We start from the raw sequence: 21,839 nt of genomic DNA, 5'->3' as shown, positions 1-21,839 counted from the left end.
GGCAGGTCTGCGGGCAAAGCCGGGCCAACGGCCCTGCGCGACCCGCATGCATGGCCTGCCGAGAGCGGTCGAACCGGCCGCGAAGCGGCGCGGAACGCGACCTTGAAGCGTCCGGCCGCCGGTTTAAGAGCGCAAACCCGGCCGAAGGGAAGGCCGGCGGGGACTTCCCCAAAAGAGGCTACCGGAAGAAGGAGCAGCACCAGCGATCGTTCCACGACCATCGGCGACGTTCCGCACCTTCGAAGGAGGGATGGGGACCAGGGTGCCAATGCGTAGCCAGTCGACGCTTAGATTCGCGAACATCTCGCGGGCGCAGAGCGCAATCGCCTCACCCTTATACTGATAGCCACCCTGTCCGCGCTTCTTCTTGAGGTTGCTGATCTGCTGATTGGTTTCCCCACCCCGCCAGCCGGTTCCGGACGTGTATTCGCGGAGATAGGCGCATTCGTCTTCCGGCATGAGATGGAAGTGGTCGCTCCGGTTCGTCTCATCGATGAGCTGAAAGCGCATCTCAGCCATCGAGGTGAGTCATCAGCTCCTTGAACGACCGGACCCGGATGGCGCCCTGCTTCTCAAAGCGAGTGGGCCAAGTCAGATCGGGGCGGCGGAAAGCCGAGTCGAGAATGAAGAGCTTGCGCTTCTGGTGGAGCGCCGCCCGCGCTTGGATGAGGGTGCCCGATGTCTCCCCGGCCTCAACGATGATAGTCGCTTCGGTCAATGCGCTCATCGTCACGTTGCGTTCGGGGAAGAACAGCCGGTTCTGGTTCGGGTTTTGCTTCGCGTAGCGCAGCGCCGGAACCTGTGTGATCAGAAGGAAGTCGCGGGCGATGCGCTCCTGCAGAAGTTCGTTCTCGCGCGGATAAACGGCACCAAGAGGGGTCCCCACGACTGCAATCGTGCGGCCACCAGCTTCCATCGCACCCAAATGGGCTGCTGTGTCGATCCCCTTCGCTAGGCCGGAAACGACTGTAATGTCGTGCTTCACCAGGCCATGGGCGATCTGCCGAGCGAGATCGGCTCCGTCTTCGCTTGGCTCGCGGCTTCCTACGACGGCGACGCAACGGGTCTCCGTGAGCTCCCAATTGCCTCGATAATACAGTAACTCGACAGGGTGTCTGGCATCCCGGAGCTTTCGCGGGTACTCGCCCGCGTGGTTGATGCGAATGCCGTATTGCTTGATGCCGGCCGCGGCAAAGCGCTCGCGAACCTGTCGAAGGCAATCCGTTGCCTGACCGGGGCTGACGAAATCGGACGGCATGGCTGTAGGATCGACCGCAAAACGATCCGCGATGGTTTTGAATGTCGCGCCCGGCTCAAGCCACATGGCTTCATACGCGCCGATCTCTCGCCCTGGAGATATCGGAGCAACCGCCGGCCCGTCGACCTTCCGTGCGATAAGACTCATTCGAACAAGCTGCCATCATTCTGCGGCCCTTGCGAGCCGCATTGTTGAACCCCGCTTACACAACGCCGCAGGATTGCAAAAGTGCGACAGGATCGCCGCACCGCGTGCTTGACGTTGCGCTGAACGCGACGATTGCTGTCCTGGCGGAAACGAAACCGCCACCGGACGAGCCGCCGGCGGGGACTCGGTTCGACGCATGATGCGGATGGCCACCAGGCAGCCTCGCGGAACGGCCCCGCCTTATTGCCCTGGGGGGCGGCGCCAGCGTTGTCCTGCTCGGCGGAGGGTTCATCCTTCTAGTTTTCGGGAATCGCCTCGTGCTTCGCGAGCCAATTCGCCAGCGCGGCCGCGTCCGGCGCGAACAGTGCCGACGGATGGACGAAGCGGCCCCCGGCAAAATGCGCCACGAGCGCGGCCCGGGTTTCCTTGACGCGCAGGCGCGGCAGGACCGAGGTATCCTTGCACGAGCCATCGAGCACCGGGCGCGACAGGCAGGAGAGGAACTCCACGGTACCCATGTTCGGCAGGAACACGTCCGCACCGACTGCTCCGCCGGCGATCCGCGCGACGAGCCCGGAATCGGAGCGGTTCTGCCGGCACGAGAGCACCTCGATCAATGCGCCGCGCGCAGCCTGCTGCAGCGTTTTCTCATCGAAGCCGAGCTTGCCGTCCTGGCCGATCAGCCGCACGGCGTGGCGATCCATCCGGGCAAAGCCATAGACATCGTCGCTGGTCTCCGATGCGATGGAGATGTTGCGCCCGGCGAGCGCCAGCACGAGGAGCGTCAGCAGGGTGTCGTCGGTGATTGGCGCTCGCCTCAAGGCCTCGTGGAGCGCATCGGTGCGGAAGTCGCCGATCATCCCGATCCCCCGGCGCGTGACATCGGGACGGCCCTGAGTTTCCGCCGCGCCGTCGCAAGGAGAAGCGCCGTTGCCTTGCGCCGTCTTCGGAGCCGGCATCCGATAGGCCACGCTCTGAACCGTGCCATCGCGATCGAGATACATGGCGACGCGATCGCTCTTGCCCACCTTGCCGTAGACGCACGCCGCCTTCGGCGGGAGAACCGGCTCACCCCAGCTATTGATCTCGGCGATGATGCCGCGCTTGGAGAGATGATTGGTCATCCACTCCTGCTGAGCGCCGAGATAGGCTTCGACATCGATGGTGTAGCGGCCGTCCTCGTCGGCGGGTCCGAACAGGTCGTTGACCCATTCGATGCCGTAGGCGCGCGCGAGCTCGTCGTCGAAGCTGGCATGCTTGGCGTACATCCGGGTCTTGGTCAGCGCATTCGAGACGTTCCACCAGGTGACCTTCGGATCGTTCTTGGAGGGCTTGTACTTCTTCCAGACTTCCTTCTGGTCGCCGACCGGGGCCGCCGCGATGATGCGGAGCTGTTGCTCGTTGGGCATGTCGCCCTTGGCCACGTGATCGAGTATGGCGAGAAGGACGCTGCCCAAAAGCCTGAGCTGCCGAACGCGGCGAAGCGCCAGCCCCAGCGCTGCAGCGATCGCTTCCTCGGTCCAGCCGAGCACGGCCAGCCGCTCCATATCGCGCCACTGATCGACAGGGTTGATCGGCTCCTGAGCCAGATTCTCGATCATCGAGCGCATCGCGCCGTGATCGTCCGAAGCTTCGACCTCCAGAACCTCGATCTCGTCGAGACCGGCGGCAATCGCCTGCTTCACGCGACGGTGGCCGAACTCGATGACATGGCCGTTACCGCCGCCCTGCTTTGGGACGACAACCGGTGGCTGCAAGATGCCGATGAGCTTGATGGTGGCGAGCAGCAGGGCATCGGCCTGAGGCGTGGACTTCGTCCGGCGAGAGCGATCGGGATTGTCCTTCAACGCGCGCGGATGGACCTTCTTGAGTTGCATGGCGAGCTCCTGTTCAGGGGTGTGGGCGCGGTCTGGCACCGGCCCTTCTCCGTCTTCTGTCCGAAGACCCCCTCGCAACCGCGGAGCGGGTGGGCCGAAGCAATTGCGGCCGAGCAGCCCGGCCGGGCGGCCAAGCGGGGCGCGTGAAGCCCTGCGCGGGGCGCCGGGCCGCGATCGCGAGCGGCGCGGTTGAGCGGCAGCGGCAGCGGCCCGCCCGGTCTGCGAGCCGCCTTTTCGCTTTCCTCTTCTCTTCTCTTCTGCCGACTGGATTGAACCACGCTTGTTTCGACGCTATATTGCGTCAGAATGATTGGCACTTTTCAATGAAGGTGAACGCCATGGGGCTTGCCCAATATGCTGATGGCGGGCTGTTCTCGCCACGCAAGATCGCGGAAACCCTGCGCACGACGAGCGAGGAAATCGCCCGCACGGCTGGCCTCGGCAAGGATGCGATCCAGCGCAAGGAGCGCATCCGCTCCGACAAGACGCAACGCCGGCTGCGCGAAGTGACGGAAATCATCAATAAGGTCGAACCACGCTTCGGCTCGGCGCTGATGGCCTATGCTTGGTATCGCTCCGAGCCCCTGTCCGGCTTTTCCGGCCTGACGGCGATGCAGCTCGTCCGTGACGGGCGCGCCGACGAAGTGCTCGACTATATCGACGCGGTCGACGCCGGCATTCACGCATAACCCGGCTGATGCGTTTCCAGGGTGTCCTCTATCGGGCGCTGAACCCGGTTTATGCACGCGAGCCGTTATCAGGCCGAGGCGCTGCGCTGTACGGAGGCCGCTTCAACCGCAAGGGCACAGTGGCGCTGTACACGTCGCTGTCGATCATGACGGCTTTGCGGGAAGCCAACCAGGTCGGCAGCCTGCAGCCGACGACCCTGGTCTCCTACGACGCACAGATCGAACGCATCTTCGATACACGGGACGACGAGGCCCTTCGGGCTGAGGGGGTGGATGTCGGAGTGCTCGATAATCCGGCCTGGCGCGATCAGATGAGAACCTCAGGAGAGGCGAAAACCCAGACCTTCGCCCGCAGGCTCATTGCTTCTGGCTATCACGGCTTGTTGGTCAGGAGCTTCGCGCCCGGGGCCACCCGCGACGACCTCAACCTCGTTTTCTGGAGGTGGAGCGACACGACGCCATGCCGCCTGACTGTGATCGACGACGAGCATCGACTTTCGCAACAGCCCTGACGAACGACATGAGGATGGCGGCCTCGCCCGAGGCTCGCCGGCCACCAAGCCGATCAGGCTAGGGTCGCGTCGATCGCACCGATGCCGTCGATGTCCCTCGCGAGCGCCGCATCGACGTCCGCGAGAAGGCGGGCGGTGCTTCTCCGCCAGCTCCGAGGCGAAAGCGAACTCCCCCGGCGCAGACATCACCGAACAGGCGCTGCTTGGCTTACCCATATGCCGGCATTCCATGGTTCTCGACCATGTTTGGACGCGACGGAATCATCACCGCGATGATGCTGTTATGGGCCGATCCGGCGGTGGCGCGCGGGGTTCTGCTGCATCTGGCGCCAGGCCGTAACCGGTGATCCCGTCGCCGATGCGCAGCCTGGCAAGTTCCTGCACAAACGGCGAAGCGGGAAGACGGCCAACCTCGGCGAGGTGCCGTCGGGTTCCACTACGGTTCGGTGGACGCCACGCCGCTCTTCGTCATGCTGGCGGGCCAGTATTTCGACCATACCGGTGATCTCGCGACGGTCCAGCGGCTCTGGGATAACCCCGCGAAGGTCCCGGCGGGCGTCCCGGCAGCGCAATGAACACACGGTGCGTGCGCGTGGTGGATGTCGTCCTGTTTCGGATCGGCGGCGCGAGCTAACACCGACAGCAAAAAGGGCCGCGATGCCAGCCCATCATTGATAGCTCTAACGCACCTTCTACAGCTCCGCGCCGTGTTCGGCCCAGCATATCGCGGGCCACCCCGTCACAGCCGCTCTATCTCAGGTTGGCGCGTGAGATTGATCGCGGCAAACACTTTGCCATCTGGATCATCATATCGGACTTTGATTACTCGGTGCACTACGAAGATGAGTGCGTCTTCCTAGGGCACCGGGATTCCGTCCGAAAGCTTATCAGCCGGCGCGAGGATTGACGTGGCGGGTCGATTGAATGCCGGCGAGGCCACGGCTGCGCAGGTAAAACCGGTCGCGTCAACCTCCATAGGCTAGCTGCCGCATCTTCTGCTGGGCGGCGATCATGGCGCTCTGCTTCGCGTTCATGGCGTTCAGCGCCTGCTGCACCTTGGCCAGCAGCGCCGGGTCTTTCACCTGGATCTGCGAGCCGTTGAGCTCGATCTTGGCGCGGTTCGCATCGATTAGGTCCGCGACATTGAGGATCGCGGCGAAGGCATCATCCGTGGTCGGGAAAATTTCGCGGAACACCGCGACCGGCTTGGTCACCAGCTTGTCGTAGGCCGCGCCATAGACGGGCGCGAGATCGTCCGCCAGCTTCAGCGCCGCCTTTTCCTGCTCCGCCTTGGCGGCCGACTGGTCGAGCGCCTCCTTCATCCTGGCGAAGCCAACCCGCAGCGTGGCGATGTCGGCCTTGCGCTCTGTCACCTCGGCAATCGAGCGTGGCATCGCCTTTGCGAGCGCCTCCTGCATCGGCTTGGCGACAGATTCGTTCATTCGGCCGTGGAAGTCGGTGATGATGGCATAGGCCTTGGCGTAATCACCGAAGCTCTTCTGCTTCTCGGCATCGGGCTGCGGCACCCGTGTGCCCTTCTGGCTCAGCACCTCGTTTTGCAGATAGGTGACGAAGGCCTTCCTCTGATCGGCCTCGTTCGGGCTGCAGCCTGCGAGCGCGAGGCCGACCGTCAGGAGGGCAAAGAGAGATTCGAACCGCCACATCTCGTTATCCTTTGCAGAGGCCGTCCTCGGCCCCAAGTGCGCGAGCGGCAACTGGACACGACCGGCGGCCTGATTTAACGCTGTAGCTTCGTTGAAGAAAGCATGAAACCAAGGACGGTATGCTTCGCGTCGAAGGTACGCGACGCAGCCACCGTCGCCTCGCTCGTCGAAACCGCGAAGCTCGACAGCGTCGAGCCGCACGCCTATCTCCCCGACGTCATCGCCAGGATCGTCAGCGGCCATCCCAACAGCCGCATCGATGAACTGCTGCCATGGGCCTATCCGGCTCAGGCCGCTCTCAGAGACGTGGCCTGACGACGACGGTCTTACACAACATCTCGCGGTCACTTCTGTTGATCTGGCGGCGTGCCTTCCTGGCCTGGATCAATCAGGCCACGCGCGGCTTCGTTCCGTGTAAGCGGTGCTCCAAGAGCACCCTTCAGCGGGCGAGCTCAGGGTCAATCTTGGAGGCCTGAGGGCTCCGACACATGACGATTTCAGAGCATACGCTTAAAATCAGCGCGGATGAGCCGGTTCGGCCGTTTGAGGTTTTTACCGGAGCGGGACGCCGGCGGGATTGGTCCGACGACGACAAGAAACAGGCTGCTGCCAGTCCCCTCTCGCGCGGTTTCAGGCGACAACTGAAGCGACCACGCATCTCCGGAACGGTTGCGCTCCGGTGGAGTTCCTCAGTGACTCGAGCTTTCGAGCGCCGACGCAAGGAGCACTGAATGAATTCCTTCGAGCCACGGCACCGAGCTTGCCCATCGCATGAACGCGGCTTTCCCCGGTCGCGATTGGGTAGCGATGCTGATGGACTGGTCCGGTTGTCCGCGGGACTACGTCGAATGGCATCTCCAGGAGGAAATGATTCCTCCCAAAGCGATTTTCACGGCAGCCGAGAAACTTCTCGCAGAAGCCGAGCACGCGCGCGAGAGAGGACGGGCTTAGCCCGATTGCCCTTCGATGTCTAAGATCAGGACCTACGACGACCTCGCTCGAGCGCTGAAGCGCTTCGAAGAACTCTTCGGTGCGCCCGTGGGCACTGCCGAAGCAATCGAGTTCCGTGAGATTTCGATCAGCCTCAGGTCCTTTGAGGATCAAGTTGCTGCGAGGATTGCCGCAAGGAAGCTTGCGATTGACACGCCATTGGACAGCCTGCCTCTCGCCGCGCCGGCCGAGGCATTCTAGCCGCAGAGCCCCCGACGCCGATCCTCGGCCAGCCCTGCCGAAGTTGCGCGGTGGAGTGCTTGTTATGCAACACCCCACGATGGCTAGGTTCTTTGACAGAGCGACTCGGACTTTTCATCAGACGCGGAAATGACCCGCTGAATGGAAGGCTTTCGAGCATGTCGCTGCCCGGAAGCTGGACATGGTGCTGAATGCTGCGCGGCTAGACGACTTTCGCATCCCGCCAAAAAACAAGTTCGAGAAGCTCGAACGGGATCGCGAAGGGCAATACAGCATCCGCATAAACGACCAATATCGGGGCTGCTTCACTTGGGATGGAACCAAAGCGATGAGGATCCAGATAACTGACTGCCTGCTTGAATGAATGATAGGAGATACGACATGGCTCGCATCACCACCCACCCCGGCGAAATGCTCTATTTCGAATTCATGGAGCCCATGGGCATCTCGGCCCGCGCTTTGTCGCGCGCCATGAAGGTGCCGGTGACCCGTGTGACCAAGCTGCTGAAGGCGCAGACCGGAATGACCGCTGATACGGCACTTCGGCTTGAGAAGGTGCTGGGGATGTCGGCTGACTTCTGGCTCAACCTGCAAAGCAGCTTCGATCTATCGCACGAGCGGGACGCGAAGGCAGAAATCTACGCCAAGCTAGATCGGCTCGTCGCGGCATAACGGATATCTGCTAGACTGCGAGTCGGGTCGGTCAAGGACCCACAGAGAAGCTCCCGGATGCCCCCCGCGCCGGGGGCTTTTTGCTTAGAGCGTCAGCTTCCAAATCCGCACGACAGCCTTGCCGCACGATGTGAAGGCGTGCGTGGCCATAGTGCCGACCATGATGAGATTGCCGCGCGCCGCAATCCACCGGGCGTGCCATGGACGCTTAGCCTGAAGCGCCTCGGCGTGCTCCTCACGGCGCCGGCATCATCCTTGAAACGGTTCGGTCGCTGTGCATGCCGGTCGAACATCCGGAACATCTGGCGCCGCTCGGCGACGCCCTCGAAGACTTTGCGGATGGCAGTCGAGGTCATGGGCAGGCTCCTTGTCCGCCGTCGGGCTGAAGCGCGGCTCACCTCCTCGGCTTCACCATCATCTTCTGCCCTCTGAGCCCTCCCCGCAGCCGCCTCTCCGTCCGGCGGCGTCAAGGGTCGGGGTCGCGAAACGCGGGCGAAGCTTCCCTTTACGCCGCCGGCGGGCATGCGGCAGCCGATTGCCCCCTCCTTCCTTCCCCCTTCTCCATTGCCGCTTTCGCCTGCAGCGTGGCATTCCAGTCCGTCTGGGCGGGCCGCAAGCGCTCAAAGCCGCATCCGATCGTGATCGCCATCGCCTGCAACCGCTCTGCATAGGCTTCGCCCTGTCGGTTGTTGTCGGTCGCGGCGACCAGCAGCGCATTGGCGCGCGCCGCGAGCGCACGGATCGCCGCGTCGGTTGCCGGCGACCACCCGCCCCCGGTGCTGAGATAGAGACTGTCGGCCCCTCCGTGCTCGAGGTCAGCGAGGCTCATCGCGTCGATGGCGGCCTCGGTGACACAGAGGCGTTTTGCCCCCGCCGATCCAAACTGGAACAGACGCTTGGTGCCGCCGGTCGAGAAGCCTCGCCACTGCGGACCGCGCTCCTCCCAGCCCGTGACTGCCGCGACCTCGTCGCGGTGGGCGGCCCACATGCTTCCCTGCGGCCCCTCGCGCAGGATATCGTTTCCGACAGCGGCGCGGATCAGAGCCTCCGGCAGGCGGCGCTCGTCGCGCAGATAGCGCCAGGTCGCCGAGCCTGGCCAGGGTCTGCGCCGCCTCGCCCATCGCGCGAGCACGGGCAGGATCTGCCTCGAAGCGCCCGGCGGCCGGGAAAAGATCGGATCTTTCGGCTTGTAGCCGACCAGTGCGGCGACGCGATCGAGACCTTCGGCAAAGGTAACGCCATCGAGATGTTCGACCAGGCTGAAGACATCGCCCTTGGCCTCGGACAACGGATCAAACCAACCCTGTCCGGCATGGATCACGATGACGATCGCGTCACCGCGGCGATATTTAACCGCCTTGCGCGTGGTTTCCGGCAGATCGATCGCGAAGCCGGCCTTCTCCAGCACCGCCGCGCAGGGCACACGCTCCCGTAACGCCTCCAATTCGGTCCGTTTCATAGTCGTGCCGGCGCATTCGCGTCCGCCTTTCCTTGCCTGTTTCCTTGTCCCCGCATCTCGCGGAGCAACCTCCGCAGGCCGCGAAGAGCCATGGCGGCAAGGGCGCGCCAGCGGCGTCAGCTTCCCTTGCCGCCGCAGCTCGCAAGCGGCACCCGCAGGGAAAAAAGGGCCGACTCAGCGAGCCGGCCGGGTTTCGAACGGATCGAACTCAGCGATGAGCTCGACCTCGCCATCGTCGAGCTCGGCGAAGGGCAGAACGCCGAGGGCCCGTTCGACCGGAAGACCGTGACCGGAACCATGAGGGTCTGTGCGAGCTGGAAGGCGTGGCTCCGGGCTACCGACGGATCGTGTGAAATCGTGAAGGCTCCATCCGGGAGCGGGCCCATTCCCGCTCGATGGCTCCGACGGTGTCCGGACCCGGCCGCGATCACCATGCCCGACCGCGCGGCGGTGATCTGGTCCAGTAAATGCCGTCGCCGGTAACCAGGCCTCGCCCGCCGATGTCGAACGCATTCGCACCACAGCCCAGGCGTTGACGCCCGATCTTGTGCGCTTCGCGGAACGCCTCTTTCGCGCGAACCGGGCGCTGTCAAACCGCCTTTTGCATGCCCGGGCGACCGAGGAGCATGGCGTTCAACTCGCTCTTTGCCGCATCCGACAGGTACGGTCGAAATAGGCTCGCGACCTGTTTCAGCCCCCAATCGAGATGCTGCTGTCCGAGGTCCTCGATACCTTCCTGCAGGCTGAGATAAACCGCCCAGTAGGTCGATACGATCCAGACATTGGCGAGCAATAGTGGTGCGTCTTGGTCTGGAACGTCGATCAGCTTCGCATCTGTCATCTGGCGAAGTGCCCCGTCTACGACGAGGCGCATTGCCGCACTCAGCACACGGATTGGCTCACGCAGGGTGGGAGCAATGACGATGATGCCCGGCAGATCCCGGAAAATGTAGCGATGGTCCCAGACGATCGAGAACCAGCGCCGCAAGAAACCTGAGAAAACGTCAGGATCTGTGGCAGTGTTCGAGCCTGCGTCCCCCATGAAAACCGTCGCGTCGGCCTCCAGTCTTTTGAACAACGCCTGGAGAAGCGCTTCCTTCGTTTTGAAGTGATAATAAAGGTTGCCTTCGTTGATGCCGACCGTTCGGGCGATCTCGGCGGTCGTGACCCGATCGGGGCCCCGATCGTTGAACAGCACCAGAGTGGCATCCAGGATCCGGGCCCGGGTGCCAACGCGATCGGCCTTTTTCGCATCGGGGTTCCCTGCCCTTTTCATATGCCTCCCTTGCATATCTAAGGTGTGCACCTTAGATCATCTAAGGTACGCACCTTACATCTACGGGGTGGACGGTTAGCGAGCAAGGATGCGCATCATGGACAGCTCGGCTCAAAATGACCGCACGCTGAAGACCACGTTTCCGCTGACGCCGCAGTCAACGCTCGCGACCCTGCTGGCGATCGTGCGCAACCCGCTCGACGCGCTTCCCCCATCGGTCTTCACGGAACCACTGGTTTTTTCGAAATCCGCCGGAGAATTGAAGGTCTACCTGGCCGATCCTGCGCTGATCCACGAGGCCCTGGTCAAAAATGCAGAAGCTTTGGGCAAAGGGGATCAAGTCAGGCGAGCCCTTGGACCGGCGCTCGGCCAGGGCTTGCTGACGGCGGACGGGGCACATTGGAAATGGCAACGGCAGTCGGTTGCCGGCGCGTTCCGGCACGACAAGCTTCTCGAACTCCAGCCGACAATGATCGCAGCGGCTCGGCGCACGCGCGACAGGTGGATCGGGGTGGGCAACGGAACAGTCGACGTCAGCCACGAGATGATGCGCACTACCTTCGACATCATTGTCGAGACGATGATGTCCGGCGGACATGGCATCGATGTCGGGCGGGTCGAGAAAGGTATTTCGGATTTCCTCAAGCCGACCGGCTGGACGTTCGCGCTCGGACTTTTGCACGCCCCGGAGTGGATACCCTATCCCGGCCGCGGCAAGGCCGAAGCCGCCGTTGCATTCCTGCGGTCCAGTCTTCTGAGCGTGATCGAGGAGAGGCGCAAGCACCCGGATGGCCGCCATGATCTTGTGAACATGCTTCTGTCGGCCTCTGACCCGGAAAGCGGGCGCAGGATGAGCGACCGGGAAGTCGTCGACAATCTCATGACCTTCATCACGGCCGGACACGAAACGACGGCGCTCGGGCTGGCATGGACATTCGGTTTGCTGGCGCGGCATCCGCAGATCGAAGGAAAAGTTCTCGCCGAGATCGATGTGGTCACGATGGGCGAGCCGGTGGACGCGGAGCATGTTTCGAAACTGGTCTATACGCGGCAGGCCTTCTCGGAAGCCATGCGCCTTTACCCCCCCGCGCCGATCATCACGCGGACCGCTTTGGAGGACTTCGAGCTTGGGGGGTATCTCATTCCGGCCGGAACGGTGATGATCGTACCGATCTACGCGGTGCATCACCACGCTTCCCTCTGGTCGGATCCCGAGGCGTTCGACCCGGATCGCTTCAGCCCGGAGGCGGCCAAGGCACGGCACCGCTATGCCTACATGCCCTTTGGTGCGGGTCCACGTGTCTGCATCGGCAATGCCTTCGCCGTCATGGAGGCGGTCGCCATCTTGGCTGTGCTGCTTCAGAAGGTCCGGCTCACGACGATCGAGCCCGAGCCACCCAAGCCCGTCATGAAGGTGACGCTTCGGTCGAACCGGCCGCAGCGCATGAACCTGATACTGCGCTGAGGAATATCTCAGGAAGCCTGGCTTGCTTCACCCTGCCGAAGCCAAACGGCGGCTGTGGACCGCTGCCGGATCACGATCTGCACTTAGAACTGGAAACGATCCTTGGGCGGCTTCGGCGCCAACGAGGCCGAAGCGAGAGAGATATCCGCGCGCAGCAGGCCCGCGCGACACCGGCAAGGCGGTGACGGTGGCCAGCCGGATCGACGGGATCACCTCTACCAAGCCGCACGCACTGCGGCGCATCCTGTCGAACTTCATCGACAATGCCTTGAAATTCGCAGGCGCCGCGGAGATCGCGATGGAGCGCAGGGGCGGCGGCGCCATCGCGATTACGGTGCTGGACCGCGGCCCTGGCATTCCCCAAGGAGATGCTGGCCGCCGCCATGCAGCCCTTCTTTCGTCTGGAGCCATCGCGCAACCGCGAGACCGGCGGAGCCGGGCTCGGGCTCGCCATCGCCCAGCAACTGGCCGCATCCATCGGCGGGTCGGTCAGGCTCTCCAATCGCGTCGGTGGCGGTTTGGCGGCGGAAGTGATCATTCCTTGAGCCCTCTCGACGTGCGAATTTCTGGCTCGGGGTGCATTGTCGCCGAGTGTTTCGGATGTTCCTGCCGCGATCGACATCCAAAGCGGTTTTCAAGGCCGCTTTGTCGGCTCGACCCATCGGCTGCTTTCGCTGCGTCGAACGATGCTGCCCAAGACCCGGCACACCAGCCTCTGCGACACGCCAAACTTAGTCATGGCGTGGTCGATGCTGCGGCGACGGCGGGCGGGGCTCAGAAATGTCCCGAGCAGCCTCCGCCAGGATCAGCTTCTTAAGCGTCAGGTCCGAGACGGCCTTGCGCAGCCGCTCGTTTTCCTTCTCGAGGTCCTTCAATCGCTTTACCTGGTCGCTCTTCAGCCCGCCGAACTCCTTGCGCCAACGATAAAAGGTGAAGGCCGTCACCCCGATCGTGCGGATCACCTCGGCAACCGGCCGACCCTGCGACAACAACACGTCGACCTGACGCAGCTTCGCGACGATCTCTTCGGGCTTATGCTTCTTCTGCGCCATAGCGGCATCCTCCAAAGGCTCGAAAGCCTACTTCACGGAGGACCACTTTTCGGGGGGCAGACCAATCCTGGCAGCTCGCTGAAACTGGCGCCGAGTAATAAGAGAGCTGGCTCAGCTTATTTGAACTTTGGGCGACTTCAGCGATCTCGGCGGAGCCAGAAGTAACGAGAGCAGCATTGCCGCTCTCGTCTGTTTCATATACGCCTTTTACGAAAGAGCGCTTTTGATAGTCTGGGCGATGCCGCCAACCGCAGCGCCGCTGCCGGCACCGACAAGTCCGCCTCCGACGGCACCGAGCGTGGCAGTGCCAACCACTTCGAAGGCTGCGCCCGCAAGTGCGAGACCAACGCCGCCCGTCACCGCGCCAAGGGCAAGCCCGGCGACCGCGCCGATCGCGACCCAGCCCCATCCCCCACCGACCACTTCGTTCAGTTCATTGTCCCCGAGCGGCCGCTCTGCTGCTGGCCCCTGATTTGGCAGCGTCGTGGCGAGTTCGCGCAGGGCTCCGTACACTGCATCCGCTTCACTGGCACTGACAGCGATTCCCTTCTTGGAAAGATAGGAAGCGAACGTTTCCGGGCTATTGACCGTCGAAGCGAATTGCCTTGCCTCATCGGGATCGGATGCAAGCTTGGAGAGAATACCCTGGAACTGGATGTAGCGAGGGCTATCGGAAGTCACGGCTTGTGCTGTCATGTCCAATTGATCCTACAGGAGAAGATAATGTCTAGGCGAAGAAATATAGCTGCGTGGCCGCTTTCTTCACCTGGACTATCATCGATAGACGTCCACTGTTGTTGTCGAAATCATGGAGGAAGCGACGATATCGCCTGTTCCATGACGATAGAACGAACACTCACGATTTGACGGCGTCTACCACCTTATCGACGACGAGGCCGGCGCCACCGCCTACCACACCGCCGGCAAATGCCATTGCACCGCCTGTTGTTGCCACGCCGGCAGCGATGCCACCCCACGTCGTGGCACCGGCGGCCACCGTCGCTGCCAAGAACCCGGTCCCCACGCCTGCCGTCAGAATCGTGACAGCGGCGATGCCGAGAGCCGCCCCAGCACCGAGGCCGATGGCAGCGAAGCTGATGCCGCCGACCACGTTGTCCAGATCATCGTCGCTCAGCTGGCTTTGCATCTGATCAAAGGCGGCCTGCCCTTTCTCGAAAAGATCGTCGGCCTCTGCTTTCGTGAGCGGACAGCCAGCGTTCGCAGCATAGACGACAAGATCATCCGGTGTTTTCACCTGCGTCAAAAAGCGCTCCAGCTGTTGCTGGTCGTCGGCGATGGAGCGGATGTGGTTCTGGAACTTCTCGACAGCGTCAGTCATGATCTACCTCGGTTGCAAGTTTGACATTGGCGGGGCGATAGAGCGGATCTCTTCCGGCGTATTTGCGCGCCAGGGCCTCGATGTTGACGGAGCCGCGCGGTTGGGCGACGCCGCCCACCGCCGCCTCCAGATCGTCGTCGGGCAGCTTCATATCCGTGGGCTGTTCGTCGATCCTGGTGTGTTCGTTATCCATGGCCTTCTCCAGCAAGCGATTGGCGCCACCGCATCAGCTCCTGCGGATGGCCGGAGCTTCGCAATTGTTGGCCCGGTCCCAGCGGATATAGCCGCCATTGCCGTCCGGCCGCACCGAGCTGCGGTTCTCGCTCGGCCCGAAGAAGCCATGGGCGTCGCCGGGAACGGTGGTCACCCACATCGAAGACTTTCCGGTATGGTCCCAGTGCCCAGCGGCCCCTGCGCCATGCATGTGGTCGAGCTCGTTCTCGTCGAGCTTGCGGTTGCTGTGGTCTGTCATTCCGGTTTCTTTCTGCGGTTACTGTGTCTGCGTCCGGCGGATGCCTGGTTCACGCGACCTGCCTGAGCGCCAGTTGGGCGAACAATCCGCCGCGCTCGAGCAACTCGCGATAGCTTCCCTCCTCGGTGACCCGCCCTGCCTGCAGCACATAGATGCGGTCGGCGTGCTGGATGGTGGACAGGCGGTGCGCGATGACGACGCGGGTGGCGTCGAGCCATTCCAGCCCTTCGGAGACGATCTGCTGGGTGCGGTTGTCGAGGGCGCTGGTCGCTTCGTCGAAGAGCAGGATCCGCGGCCGGCGCACGACCGCGCGGGCAATCAGCAGGCGCTGGCGTTGCCCGCCCGAGAGAAGCGTCCCGTCCTCGCCGACGAAGGTGTACATACGCATCGGCATGGAGCGGATGTCGGCCTCCAGCCCGGCGAGACGCGCCGCCTCCCAGGCGTCGGCCTCGGTCAGCGCGGCGCCGTTGAGAATGTTGTCGAGGATGGTGCCGCTCGTTGCGCGGCTCGATTGCAGGACGACGCCCATCTGGCGGCGCAACGCCCTTGGGTCGAGGCTGCTTAGTTCCTGGTCGTCGAAGAACACCGATCCGCTTTCCTGCGTCTCGAAGCCGAGCAGGACGCGCATCAAGGTGGATTTGCCGGAGCCGGAGGCACCGACGATGCCGACAAACTCGCCCGGCCTGGCCTTGATCGACACGCCGTCGAGAACGGCAGGGCCTTCGCCGCGATAGCGGAACACCACGTCGCGGACCTCGATGCCGCCGCGCAGATCGTGCCTTGCGCCCTGTCGGCCAAGATTCTCCGGCAAGGCGGCGAGCAGTGGCGCGGCCCGGTCGTAAAGCGGCTTCAGCGACATCAGGGCCGGTAGGACGCTCCCGAGGGACAGGGTCGCCGAGACGAACTGGCCGTAGGCTGCGTTGAACGCGACGAAGCGGCCGATCCCGATCTCGATCCCGCCGAGGCCGACGATCCCGATGAGCAGCGCGGTCGAGGCGATCCCGAACGCGGTCCCGAACGCCGAGAAGCCCGACGACAAGGCGCCCTGGCGGAAGCCGAACGCTCGCCGTGCAATGAACAGCGGCGACCACCTTGCGAAGGCCCGCGCCTCGGCACCGGCAACTTTCAGCTTCGCAATGCCCTGGATCAGCTGAAGTGCAAGAGCCTGGAGCCGGCCATCGATCTCGAGCGCCTGCCGCCTCCAGCCCAGCATCTGCAGGTTGACCGCAATCATCACGACCAGCTGGACGATGACGAGACCGATCACGACGAGAGCAAGGCGCCATTCGTAATAGAGGATCAGGGCGAGGCTGGAGATCGAGAACACCGCGGACAGCAGCGAACTGACCGCCGTACCGCTTACCGCGTCGCGCATCTGGTTGATCGCGGCTGCCCGCAAGGCGAGATCGCCGGCGGTGTAGTTCCGGAAAAACGCGGCCGGCAGGCGCACAAGGCGGTCCCAGACGGCGCCTTCGAGGTCGGTGTTCAGAAGCGTGGAGAGCCGCAAGACCAGAAAGCCGCGGACGAGTTCGAAGACGATGCCCCCCAGTCCCAGCGCCGCGATGCCGGCCGTGAGCTGCAGCAGTTCGGAATGCGAGGCCGCCGGAATGACCGTCTCGAACAGGATTTCCGTCGCCATCGGCGTCACGAGCCCCAGCAGGCTTCCGGCCAGGCCGATGGCGACGATCGCGATCAGGGCAGGCCAGGCCAGCGGGGCGGCGAAACGTAGCAAGCCGCGGCCATCCGTCGTCGCATCGGGCAAGCGGCGCTGAATGATGAAGCCATCCTGAGCCAGGGACGCCGCTACACGCGCATCGACAGGCCGATCGCGGCCGGCCTCGCGTATGCGATATCCGCCTCGCCAGCCGGTGCCTGCGATGAGCGCCACCGGACCGCCGTCGTCCCGCCGGAAACCGATGACCGATTGACCGCCACGGCGCCACCAGCCCGGCTCCAGCCGGATGCGCCGGGCCCGCGCGCCGGCCCAATCCAAGAGATCGTCGATCTGCCGCTCGATCGGCAGGTGCGCGTATTCGTCGGATGCTGACCAGGGCGTCTTGGGCAGGTCGACCGCGGAGGCCCGGGCGACGGCGCCGAACACCGACGCCAGCGAAGCCTCCTGCAATGCCTCCGCAGCGGCGGGAGCCAGCAGCGGTGCGACAGTCGCAGCCAGCACGGCGCGATCGCGATCGGCCTTGCCGGCGATGCGCGCGGTCTCCTCGTCGTCTCGGCCGGCTTCCGCAAAGGCGAGAGCCTGCTTCACCCGCACGTGATGGGCGAGGACGGCCCGCGAGAGCCCGCCTTCCAAGGCCAGCGTGGCACTCTTGCGGCAGTTGAGCGCTGCCGCGCGATCGACGGCCACGCCGGCCGTCGTCACAGGGACGGCGGGCATGGTCGGAAGAGCCGGCGAGGCTCCCGGCAGTTCAGTCAGCAGCGCCACATCGGCGGCCGAGGCCCACAGAAGCCCTTGGGAGGGCCGCGCCACGCGACCAGGTTCCAGCGTCGTCTTTCCAGCCTCGAGGAGGAGCGCGGTCCCCGCCAGTGGCCGGCCGAGGGCCTGAGCTGTGCGCTCGATCCAGCGCTCTGCCGCTTCCATCGCGGCGGGCTCGCCGGCATCGAGGCTTTTCAGAAACGGCTCGATCGCGAAGGAGGATAGGCGCGAGCCCGGCGCCGGAAAGGCGAGCAACCGCACTTCCACCGGCAGTCCTGCGATTGGCTGCGTGAGCGAAAGCGGCAGGGCGACGTCATGGGCGCCCAGGGAGACAATGCGCCGCCGCCGCCCAGCCCGGCCCGGCCAGTCGAGATACAGATCGACCGAGCCGACATCCACGCGCAGTCCCGCGACAGAGACCGGAACGGCTCCGCGCCAGTCGATCGGCGTCGTGCCGCTGCCGGCCATCCGCTGAGGGGCTTCATGCAGCACGGATGAGGTCTCCATAGGTGCCCGGCTGGGCGTAGAGCGCCTCATGCGATCCGCGCTGGACGATGCGGCCGCGGTCCAGCACGAGGATCTCGTCGCAGTCGCGGATGGCGCTGAGGCGATGGGTGACCAGGATGATGGTGCAGCCCCGGCGCCGGAGGTTTTCGAGGATCGTCGCTTCGGTCGTGGCGTCGAGAGCGGAGGTCGCCTCATCGAGCACGAGGATGCTCGGTTCGCCCACCAGCGCCCGGGCGATCTCCAGCCGCTGGGCCTGGCCGCCCGACCAGTTGCTGCCGCCTTCGCTGACCGGGGCATCGTAGCCGCCGGGGCGTGCCGCGATGGTTTCGTGCAGGCCGGCGTCGCGGGCCGCTTCGACGATCCTGTGCTCGCTCACCCGCGGATCCCACAGGGTCAGATTCTCTCGGACGGTGCCTTCCATCAGGACGACCGACTGCTCGACATAGGCGATGGAGGCGGCGCGGACGCCTGGCAGGATCCGGTCTCCCGGCAGACCGTCGAACGCAATCCTGCCGGCCCAGGGCTCGGCCAGCCCGACGAGCAGCCGCGCGATCGTCGATTTGCCGCTGCCCGAAGGGCCGACCAGCGCAATGCGGGAGCCTGGGGCCACGTTCAGCGAAAAGCCATCGACCATCGGCGGATCGAGCGGGTTGTAGCCGTAGCTCAGATCGGCGATGTCGACGGCGCCGGAGACGCGGCGTGGCGGCCCGCCGGCCTCGGGCGCGAATTTCGGGTTCAGACGGTGGTCCAGCGGATAGCGCAGCACGTCATCGACCCGCTCCATCGCCACCCGCAGTTCGCGCATGCCCGACGCGACGCCGACGAGACCGCCGACCTGCGACAGGAAGCTCGACAGCACGGTCTGGAAGGCGGCCAGCGTGCCGACGGTGATCACTCCCTCCATGACGCGCCAGCCGCCGACGCCGAGGATCGCAGCCATCGTCAACGCGCCGAGCGCACGGGGAATGAGATCGAGGAACTGGAGCGGCAGTTGCGAGCGATGCACCGCGTTCATGGTGCGCGCCTGCGCATTGGCCCAGCGGTTGAGGAAATCGTCTTCCGAGGCCGTCGCCTTCAAGGTCTCGATCGACTGGATGCCGCTGATGGAGAGGCTGCCGAGCGCCATCTGCTCCCGCATGACGGTGCGGGCGGCATTCTCCTGCCGCCGCGCCATGAGGCGGGCGAACACGGCATTGAAGAGGGCGAGTGCCAGGCCGATGCCCGCCAGCACCGGATCGTAGACCGCCATCAACGCGCCGTAGAACAACGCCGCGAGTCCTGTGACCAGCAAGGCGGAAACCTGGCTGCCGATGAGATCACAGGCCCGTTCCGTCGTCGCGAGCCGGCTCGCGATATCGCCGGCGTAGCGCTGGGCGAAGAAGCTGGGCGACAACCGCAGCAGATGCCACGTCAATTTCAGGCCCAGCGACACGCCGAGCTTCCATTGCAGGCGTGCCAGGAAATAGCCCTGCAGCCAGTTCAGCAATCCGCCCAGCAGCGCCGCGCAGGCGAGGCCGAACAATAACGGCCTCATCCAATCGGTCAGATGGCGCACGAGAATGTCGTCGACGAAGACCTTCGTTGCCGCCGGCACGAACACGCTCGGAGCGAGGGCGGCGACACCGGCGAGAACCAGGAACAGGACCGCACCGCGCGAGGGCGCGAGCTGGTCGCGGACGGCGCCCCAGACATTGGAACGGGCCCCGGAGGGCTCGAAGTCCGGCCCCGGCGCCATGGTCAGCATCACCCCGGTGAAGGCCCGGCCGAATTCATCATGGGTGACGGTGCGGGGGCCGCTGGCGGGGTCGTTAAGATAGACGACCTTCCGGCCGACCCCTTCCAGCACCACGAAATGGTTGAACTCCCAGAACAGAATGGCGGGCAGCTGCTTACCGGCGAGCTTCTCCGGCTCGGTGCGCCAGCCCTCCGCCACCAGGCCGTAGCGGCGCGCCGCCCGCACCACGTTCTTCGCCTTGCTGCCGTCCCGCGAGACCCCGCAAGCGACGCGCAGGTCCTCGAGCGGCACCCATTTGCCGTGATGGGCCAGAACCATGGCGAGGCAGGCGGCACCGCATTCGACGGCTTCCATCTGCAGGATGGTGGGGACCCGCTTGCGGCTGGTCGACGGAAAGCGCTTGGACGATTCGATGCTCATAGGCCGACGAACCTGCGCAGGGCCGGGATGAACAGACCGATCGGCCGTCCCGACTTGACCGTTACCTGGCCTTCGACGAGCGTGGTCGAGGCGAGCTCGATCTCCTCGCCTCGCTTGGAGGTCCAGGCATAGCTCTCGGCACCACGGGGCCCGGGGTTGATGCGCACCACCAGCTGGAGCGGCGGACCACCCTTGGTGAAGACACGGGCCAGATCGGGGTTGCCGAGACGATGGGCCAGCGCCGCCTCGTTCTCTGGACTATCGTCGACCTGAATGACCGTGCCGATCAGCGAGCCGTATTCCTCCTTCTTGGCGGTGGAGGGAGACAGGCGCACTTCCATGCCCAGCTTGATCTCCTTGCCGCTGTCGGCCGGGACATAGAGCAGAGCGTCGAGCCGCGGGCCGCCCTGCTCGATCACCATCAGCTTCTGGCCGCTGCTGACCAGTGCGTGGTCGCCGGCCTCATTGGTGGTGATGGTGCCGTCGGAACGGGCGAAGATGGTCGTCGCCAGATTCTGGCTGAGATGGCTTTGGGCCCGCTGCCCTTCCGCATCGCGCAGCTGGCGGTCAAGCGCCGCGCGCTCCTGGTCGGTCTGATGGCGCAAGGTCTGCAGGGCAGCGTCGAGCGACAACAGGTCCGTGCGCGCTCGCGAGATCGATTCACGCGCGGCGAACAACCGCTCGCGCGTCTCGATCAGACGGTCTGACGGGATCAAGCCCTTGGAAAAAAGCGACTCGCGCTGACCGAGCAGGGTTTCGAGCGCGGTGACCCTGGATTCGCCAAGGTCGATGGTCTCCTGCAGCGCCTCGCGCTTGCGCTGCGACGCGATCGTCTCCTTGCGAATCCGATCCTCGATTTGCGTGGCAAGCGCATCGCGCTGGGCCGTGAGCTGAGTCACGCGGCTGTCGACGTCGGCGAGACGGGCGGCATCCTCGGGCGCGCTGAGGCGGGCGATCAAATCGCCCTTCTTCACCTTGTCACCACGCTGCCGATAGCTGTCGAGCCATCCGGCCTTCGGAGCATAGACGCTGACGAAGGCGCCATCGGCCGGGACCAGCAGGCCCTGGCCGGTGACGGTCGTGCGATAGCTGCCGAAGAGCGACCAGCCGAGACAGCCGGTCACGATCAGCAGCGCCGTGCCCAGCGCGGCCCAGCCATGCGGAGAGGTGACGCGCACCATCTCGTCGAGCCGGTCAGGGCCCGCAAGATTGTCGAGAGCTTCCTTGCGGTAGAGAGCCGCCGTCATGTCGCGTTGTCTCGGAATAAAAGGGTCGAACGAGGTGACCTAAATGCCGGCTAGAGACCGCTGACCGGACCGTCGGAGTCCGGCGCGAATGCCCCCATGATCGCCCCGCCGATCACGCCAACGGCGCCCAGCACCCCGGCCCCGACGGGGCCGCACATGGCACCGACGCCCGCAAGGCCGATGCCGCCCGTGACGGCACCCTTGAAGGCATTGTCGATACCAGCGCCGTTCATCGCCTCCAGCTCCTGCTCGCTGAGCTTCACGTCGGAGCATGGCGGCTGCTGAACGGAAGGGTTGTCACGGATGTCGTTATTGTTCATCGATCGAGACTCCTGCTGATCAGTGCGTGTTGAAAGCGATATTGTATACTGCGATCTGCTGCTTATAGTGGGGCTATTTTGAGGTATAACATTTTATTTAATGTTA

Annotated in this window: 19 protein-coding genes and 6 pseudogenes; 9 read left to right on the top strand and 16 right to left on the bottom strand. The window is 64.4% G+C overall.

What is annotated here, in order from left to right; translation table 11 throughout:
• Positions 1-123: 123 nt before the first annotated feature.
• The 3 genes from AB6806_RS20095 to AB6806_RS20085 form a co-directional block, all read right to left on the bottom strand.
• On the bottom strand, positions 124-519 hold the full coding sequence (locus AB6806_RS20095; RefSeq protein WP_370955346.1) for a hypothetical protein: 396 nt from the start codon (positions 517-519) through the stop codon (positions 124-126).
• The gene (locus tag AB6806_RS20090; protein ID WP_370955345.1) at positions 512-1,405 is read right to left on the bottom strand and encodes a DNA-processing protein DprA; all 894 of its coding nucleotides are present in this window, start codon (positions 1,403-1,405) and stop codon (positions 512-514) included. Before AB6806_RS20090 ends, AB6806_RS20095 begins: the two co-directional genes overlap by 8 nt.
• A gap of 296 nt (positions 1,406-1,701) precedes the next feature.
• Positions 1,702-3,282: a ParB N-terminal domain-containing protein gene (locus tag AB6806_RS20085; protein ID WP_370955344.1), complete on the bottom strand. Its 1,581-nt coding sequence runs from the start codon at positions 3,280-3,282 to the stop codon at positions 1,702-1,704.
• A 338-nt stretch (positions 3,283-3,620) separates the two neighbouring features.
• Between AB6806_RS20085 and AB6806_RS20080 the strand changes: the two genes are divergently transcribed.
• The 3 genes and pseudogenes from AB6806_RS20080 to AB6806_RS20070 all read left to right on the top strand — a co-directional run.
• On the top strand, positions 3,621-3,971 hold the full coding sequence (locus tag AB6806_RS20080; protein WP_038366564.1) for an antitoxin Xre/MbcA/ParS toxin-binding domain-containing protein: 351 nt from the start codon (positions 3,621-3,623) through the stop codon (positions 3,969-3,971).
• Positions 3,972-3,979: 8 nt separating this feature from the next.
• Positions 3,980-4,483, top strand: a complete 504-nt coding sequence (locus AB6806_RS20075; protein WP_370955343.1) for an RES family NAD+ phosphorylase — start codon at positions 3,980-3,982, stop codon at positions 4,481-4,483.
• Between the two features lie 209 nt (positions 4,484-4,692).
• Positions 4,693-5,019, top strand: a pseudogene (locus AB6806_RS20070) (amylo-alpha-1,6-glucosidase); the annotation flags it as partial.
• 429 nt (positions 5,020-5,448) lie between these two features.
• Here AB6806_RS20070 and AB6806_RS20065 read toward each other — a convergent pair.
• Positions 5,449-6,147 carry a DUF3053 family protein gene (locus tag AB6806_RS20065; RefSeq protein WP_370955342.1) on the bottom strand — a complete coding sequence of 233 codons (699 nt, stop codon included), beginning with the start codon at positions 6,145-6,147 and terminating at the stop codon, positions 5,449-5,451.
• Between the two features lie 147 nt (positions 6,148-6,294).
• Here AB6806_RS20065 and AB6806_RS20060 point away from each other — a divergent pair.
• The 4 genes and pseudogenes from AB6806_RS20060 to AB6806_RS20045 form a co-directional block, all read left to right on the top strand.
• A pseudogene (locus AB6806_RS20060) lies at positions 6,295-6,462 on the top strand (transposase domain-containing protein); the annotation flags it as partial.
• Between the two features lie 651 nt (positions 6,463-7,113).
• Positions 7,114-7,338, top strand: coding sequence for a hypothetical protein (locus AB6806_RS20055; protein WP_370955341.1), 225 nt, complete (start codon positions 7,114-7,116; stop codon positions 7,336-7,338).
• A 166-nt stretch (positions 7,339-7,504) separates the two neighbouring features.
• A pseudogene (locus tag AB6806_RS20050) lies at positions 7,505-7,702 on the top strand (type II toxin-antitoxin system RelE/ParE family toxin); the annotation flags it as partial.
• 17 nt (positions 7,703-7,719) lie between these two features.
• Entirely contained in the window at positions 7,720-8,010 is a 291-nt protein-coding gene (locus tag AB6806_RS20045; RefSeq protein WP_370955340.1) for a HigA family addiction module antitoxin, read from the top strand.
• A gap of 236 nt (positions 8,011-8,246) precedes the next feature.
• Here the strand turns inward: AB6806_RS20045 and AB6806_RS20040 are convergent.
• The 3 genes and pseudogenes from AB6806_RS20040 to AB6806_RS20030 all read right to left on the bottom strand — a co-directional run.
• Positions 8,247-8,366 (bottom strand): annotated as a pseudogene (locus AB6806_RS20040) (DUF1419 domain-containing protein); the annotation flags it as partial.
• Positions 8,367-8,515: 149 nt separating this feature from the next.
• A complete protein-coding gene (locus AB6806_RS20035) occupies positions 8,516-9,469 on the bottom strand; it encodes a DUF3991 domain-containing protein (RefSeq protein ID WP_370955339.1) in 954 nt (317 codons plus the stop codon).
• A gap of 589 nt (positions 9,470-10,058) precedes the next feature.
• Positions 10,059-10,745 carry a TetR/AcrR family transcriptional regulator gene (locus AB6806_RS20030; protein ID WP_370955338.1) on the bottom strand — a complete coding sequence of 229 codons (687 nt, stop codon included), beginning with the start codon at positions 10,743-10,745 and terminating at the stop codon, positions 10,059-10,061.
• A 97-nt stretch (positions 10,746-10,842) separates the two neighbouring features.
• Here AB6806_RS20030 and AB6806_RS20025 point away from each other — a divergent pair, with 97 nt between their 5' ends.
• Together AB6806_RS20025 and AB6806_RS20020 are read left to right on the top strand one after the other, a co-directional pair.
• Positions 10,843-12,210 carry a cytochrome P450 gene (locus AB6806_RS20025; RefSeq protein ID WP_370955337.1) on the top strand — a complete coding sequence of 456 codons (1,368 nt, stop codon included), beginning with the start codon at positions 10,843-10,845 and terminating at the stop codon, positions 12,208-12,210.
• A gap of 163 nt (positions 12,211-12,373) precedes the next feature.
• Positions 12,374-12,755 (top strand): annotated as a pseudogene (locus AB6806_RS20020) (sensor histidine kinase); the annotation flags it as partial.
• A 90-nt stretch (positions 12,756-12,845) separates the two neighbouring features.
• On the opposite strand, the pseudogene AB6806_RS20015 reads toward AB6806_RS20020, so the two are convergent.
• The 9 genes and pseudogenes from AB6806_RS20015 to AB6806_RS19975 all read right to left on the bottom strand — a co-directional run.
• Positions 12,846-13,262 (bottom strand): annotated as a pseudogene (locus tag AB6806_RS20015) (transposase); the annotation flags it as partial.
• 207 nt (positions 13,263-13,469) lie between these two features.
• A complete protein-coding gene (locus tag AB6806_RS20010; protein WP_370955336.1) occupies positions 13,470-13,958 on the bottom strand; it encodes a hypothetical protein in 489 nt (162 codons plus the stop codon).
• Positions 13,959-14,118: 160 nt separating this feature from the next.
• Positions 14,119-14,601, bottom strand: coding sequence for a hypothetical protein (locus AB6806_RS20005; protein ID WP_370955335.1), 483 nt, complete (start codon positions 14,599-14,601; stop codon positions 14,119-14,121).
• Entirely contained in the window at positions 14,594-14,794 is a 201-nt protein-coding gene (locus tag AB6806_RS20000) for a hypothetical protein (protein WP_370955334.1), read from the bottom strand. The genes AB6806_RS20005 and AB6806_RS20000 overlap by 8 nt, the downstream gene beginning before the upstream one ends.
• Before the next feature lie 33 nt (positions 14,795-14,827).
• Positions 14,828-15,073, bottom strand: coding sequence for a hypothetical protein (locus tag AB6806_RS19995; RefSeq protein WP_370955333.1), 246 nt, complete (start codon positions 15,071-15,073; stop codon positions 14,828-14,830).
• A 49-nt stretch (positions 15,074-15,122) separates the two neighbouring features.
• Complete coding sequence (locus AB6806_RS19990; RefSeq protein WP_370955332.1) at positions 15,123-17,996, bottom strand: NHLP bacteriocin export ABC transporter permease/ATPase subunit; 2,874 nt, start codon at positions 17,994-17,996, stop codon at positions 15,123-15,125.
• Positions 17,986-20,166, bottom strand: coding sequence for an NHLP family bacteriocin export ABC transporter peptidase/permease/ATPase subunit (locus tag AB6806_RS19985; protein ID WP_370955331.1), 2,181 nt, complete (start codon positions 20,164-20,166; stop codon positions 17,986-17,988). Before AB6806_RS19985 ends, AB6806_RS19990 begins: the two co-directional genes overlap by 11 nt.
• On the bottom strand, positions 20,163-21,413 hold the full coding sequence (locus tag AB6806_RS19980) for an NHLP bacteriocin system secretion protein (RefSeq protein ID WP_370955330.1): 1,251 nt from the start codon (positions 21,411-21,413) through the stop codon (positions 20,163-20,165). The genes AB6806_RS19985 and AB6806_RS19980 overlap by 4 nt, the downstream gene beginning before the upstream one ends.
• 50 nt (positions 21,414-21,463) lie before the next feature.
• Positions 21,464-21,733 (bottom strand): hypothetical protein, encoded by a 270-nt coding sequence (locus AB6806_RS19975; RefSeq protein WP_370955329.1) that lies wholly within the window; start codon positions 21,731-21,733, stop codon positions 21,464-21,466.
• Positions 21,734-21,839 lie beyond the last annotated feature (106 nt).

Source organism: Allobosea sp. RCC_152_1 (assembly GCF_041360765.1).
Classification (GTDB): Bacteria; Pseudomonadota; Alphaproteobacteria; order Rhizobiales; family Beijerinckiaceae; genus Allobosea; species Allobosea spartocytisi.
This window is presented reverse-complemented; position numbering and strand designations above follow the sequence as displayed.

Excerpts from the sequence above, each read along its gene's own strand:
- AB6806_RS20080 (WP_038366564.1), top strand. The coding sequence starts at position 3,621 with ATGGGGCTTGCCCAATATGCTGATGGCGGGCTGTTCTCGCCACGCAAG.
- AB6806_RS20045 (WP_370955340.1), top strand. The coding sequence starts at position 7,720 with ATGGCTCGCATCACCACCCACCCCGGCGAAATGCTCTATTTCGAATTC.
- AB6806_RS20025 (WP_370955337.1), top strand. The coding sequence starts at position 10,843 with ATGGACAGCTCGGCTCAAAATGACCGCACGCTGAAGACCACGTTTCCG.
- AB6806_RS20065 (WP_370955342.1), bottom strand. The coding sequence starts at position 6,147 with ATGTGGCGGTTCGAATCTCTCTTTGCCCTCCTGACGGTCGGCCTCGCG.
- AB6806_RS20075 (WP_370955343.1), top strand. The coding sequence starts at position 3,980 with ATGCGTTTCCAGGGTGTCCTCTATCGGGCGCTGAACCCGGTTTATGCA.
- AB6806_RS20030 (WP_370955338.1), bottom strand. The coding sequence starts at position 10,745 with ATGAAAAGGGCAGGGAACCCCGATGCGAAAAAGGCCGATCGCGTTGGC.
- AB6806_RS20055 (WP_370955341.1), top strand. The coding sequence starts at position 7,114 with ATGTCTAAGATCAGGACCTACGACGACCTCGCTCGAGCGCTGAAGCGC.
- AB6806_RS20005 (WP_370955335.1), bottom strand. The coding sequence starts at position 14,601 with ATGACTGACGCTGTCGAGAAGTTCCAGAACCACATCCGCTCCATCGCC.
- AB6806_RS19995 (WP_370955333.1), bottom strand. The coding sequence starts at position 15,073 with ATGACAGACCACAGCAACCGCAAGCTCGACGAGAACGAGCTCGACCAC.
- AB6806_RS19985 (WP_370955331.1), bottom strand. The coding sequence starts at position 20,166 with ATGAGCATCGAATCGTCCAAGCGCTTTCCGTCGACCAGCCGCAAGCGG.
- AB6806_RS20090 (WP_370955345.1), bottom strand. The coding sequence starts at position 1,405 with ATGAGTCTTATCGCACGGAAGGTCGACGGGCCGGCGGTTGCTCCGATA.
- AB6806_RS20085 (WP_370955344.1), bottom strand. The coding sequence starts at position 3,282 with ATGCAACTCAAGAAGGTCCATCCGCGCGCGTTGAAGGACAATCCCGAT.
- AB6806_RS19975 (WP_370955329.1), bottom strand. The coding sequence starts at position 21,733 with ATGAACAATAACGACATCCGTGACAACCCTTCCGTTCAGCAGCCGCCA.
- AB6806_RS19980 (WP_370955330.1), bottom strand. The coding sequence starts at position 21,413 with ATGACGGCGGCTCTCTACCGCAAGGAAGCTCTCGACAATCTTGCGGGC.
- AB6806_RS20010 (WP_370955336.1), bottom strand. The coding sequence starts at position 13,958 with ATGACAGCACAAGCCGTGACTTCCGATAGCCCTCGCTACATCCAGTTC.
- AB6806_RS20035 (WP_370955339.1), bottom strand. The coding sequence starts at position 9,469 with ATGAAACGGACCGAATTGGAGGCGTTACGGGAGCGTGTGCCCTGCGCG.
- AB6806_RS20095 (WP_370955346.1), bottom strand. The coding sequence starts at position 519 with ATGGCTGAGATGCGCTTTCAGCTCATCGATGAGACGAACCGGAGCGAC.
- AB6806_RS20000 (WP_370955334.1), bottom strand. The coding sequence starts at position 14,794 with ATGGATAACGAACACACCAGGATCGACGAACAGCCCACGGATATGAAG.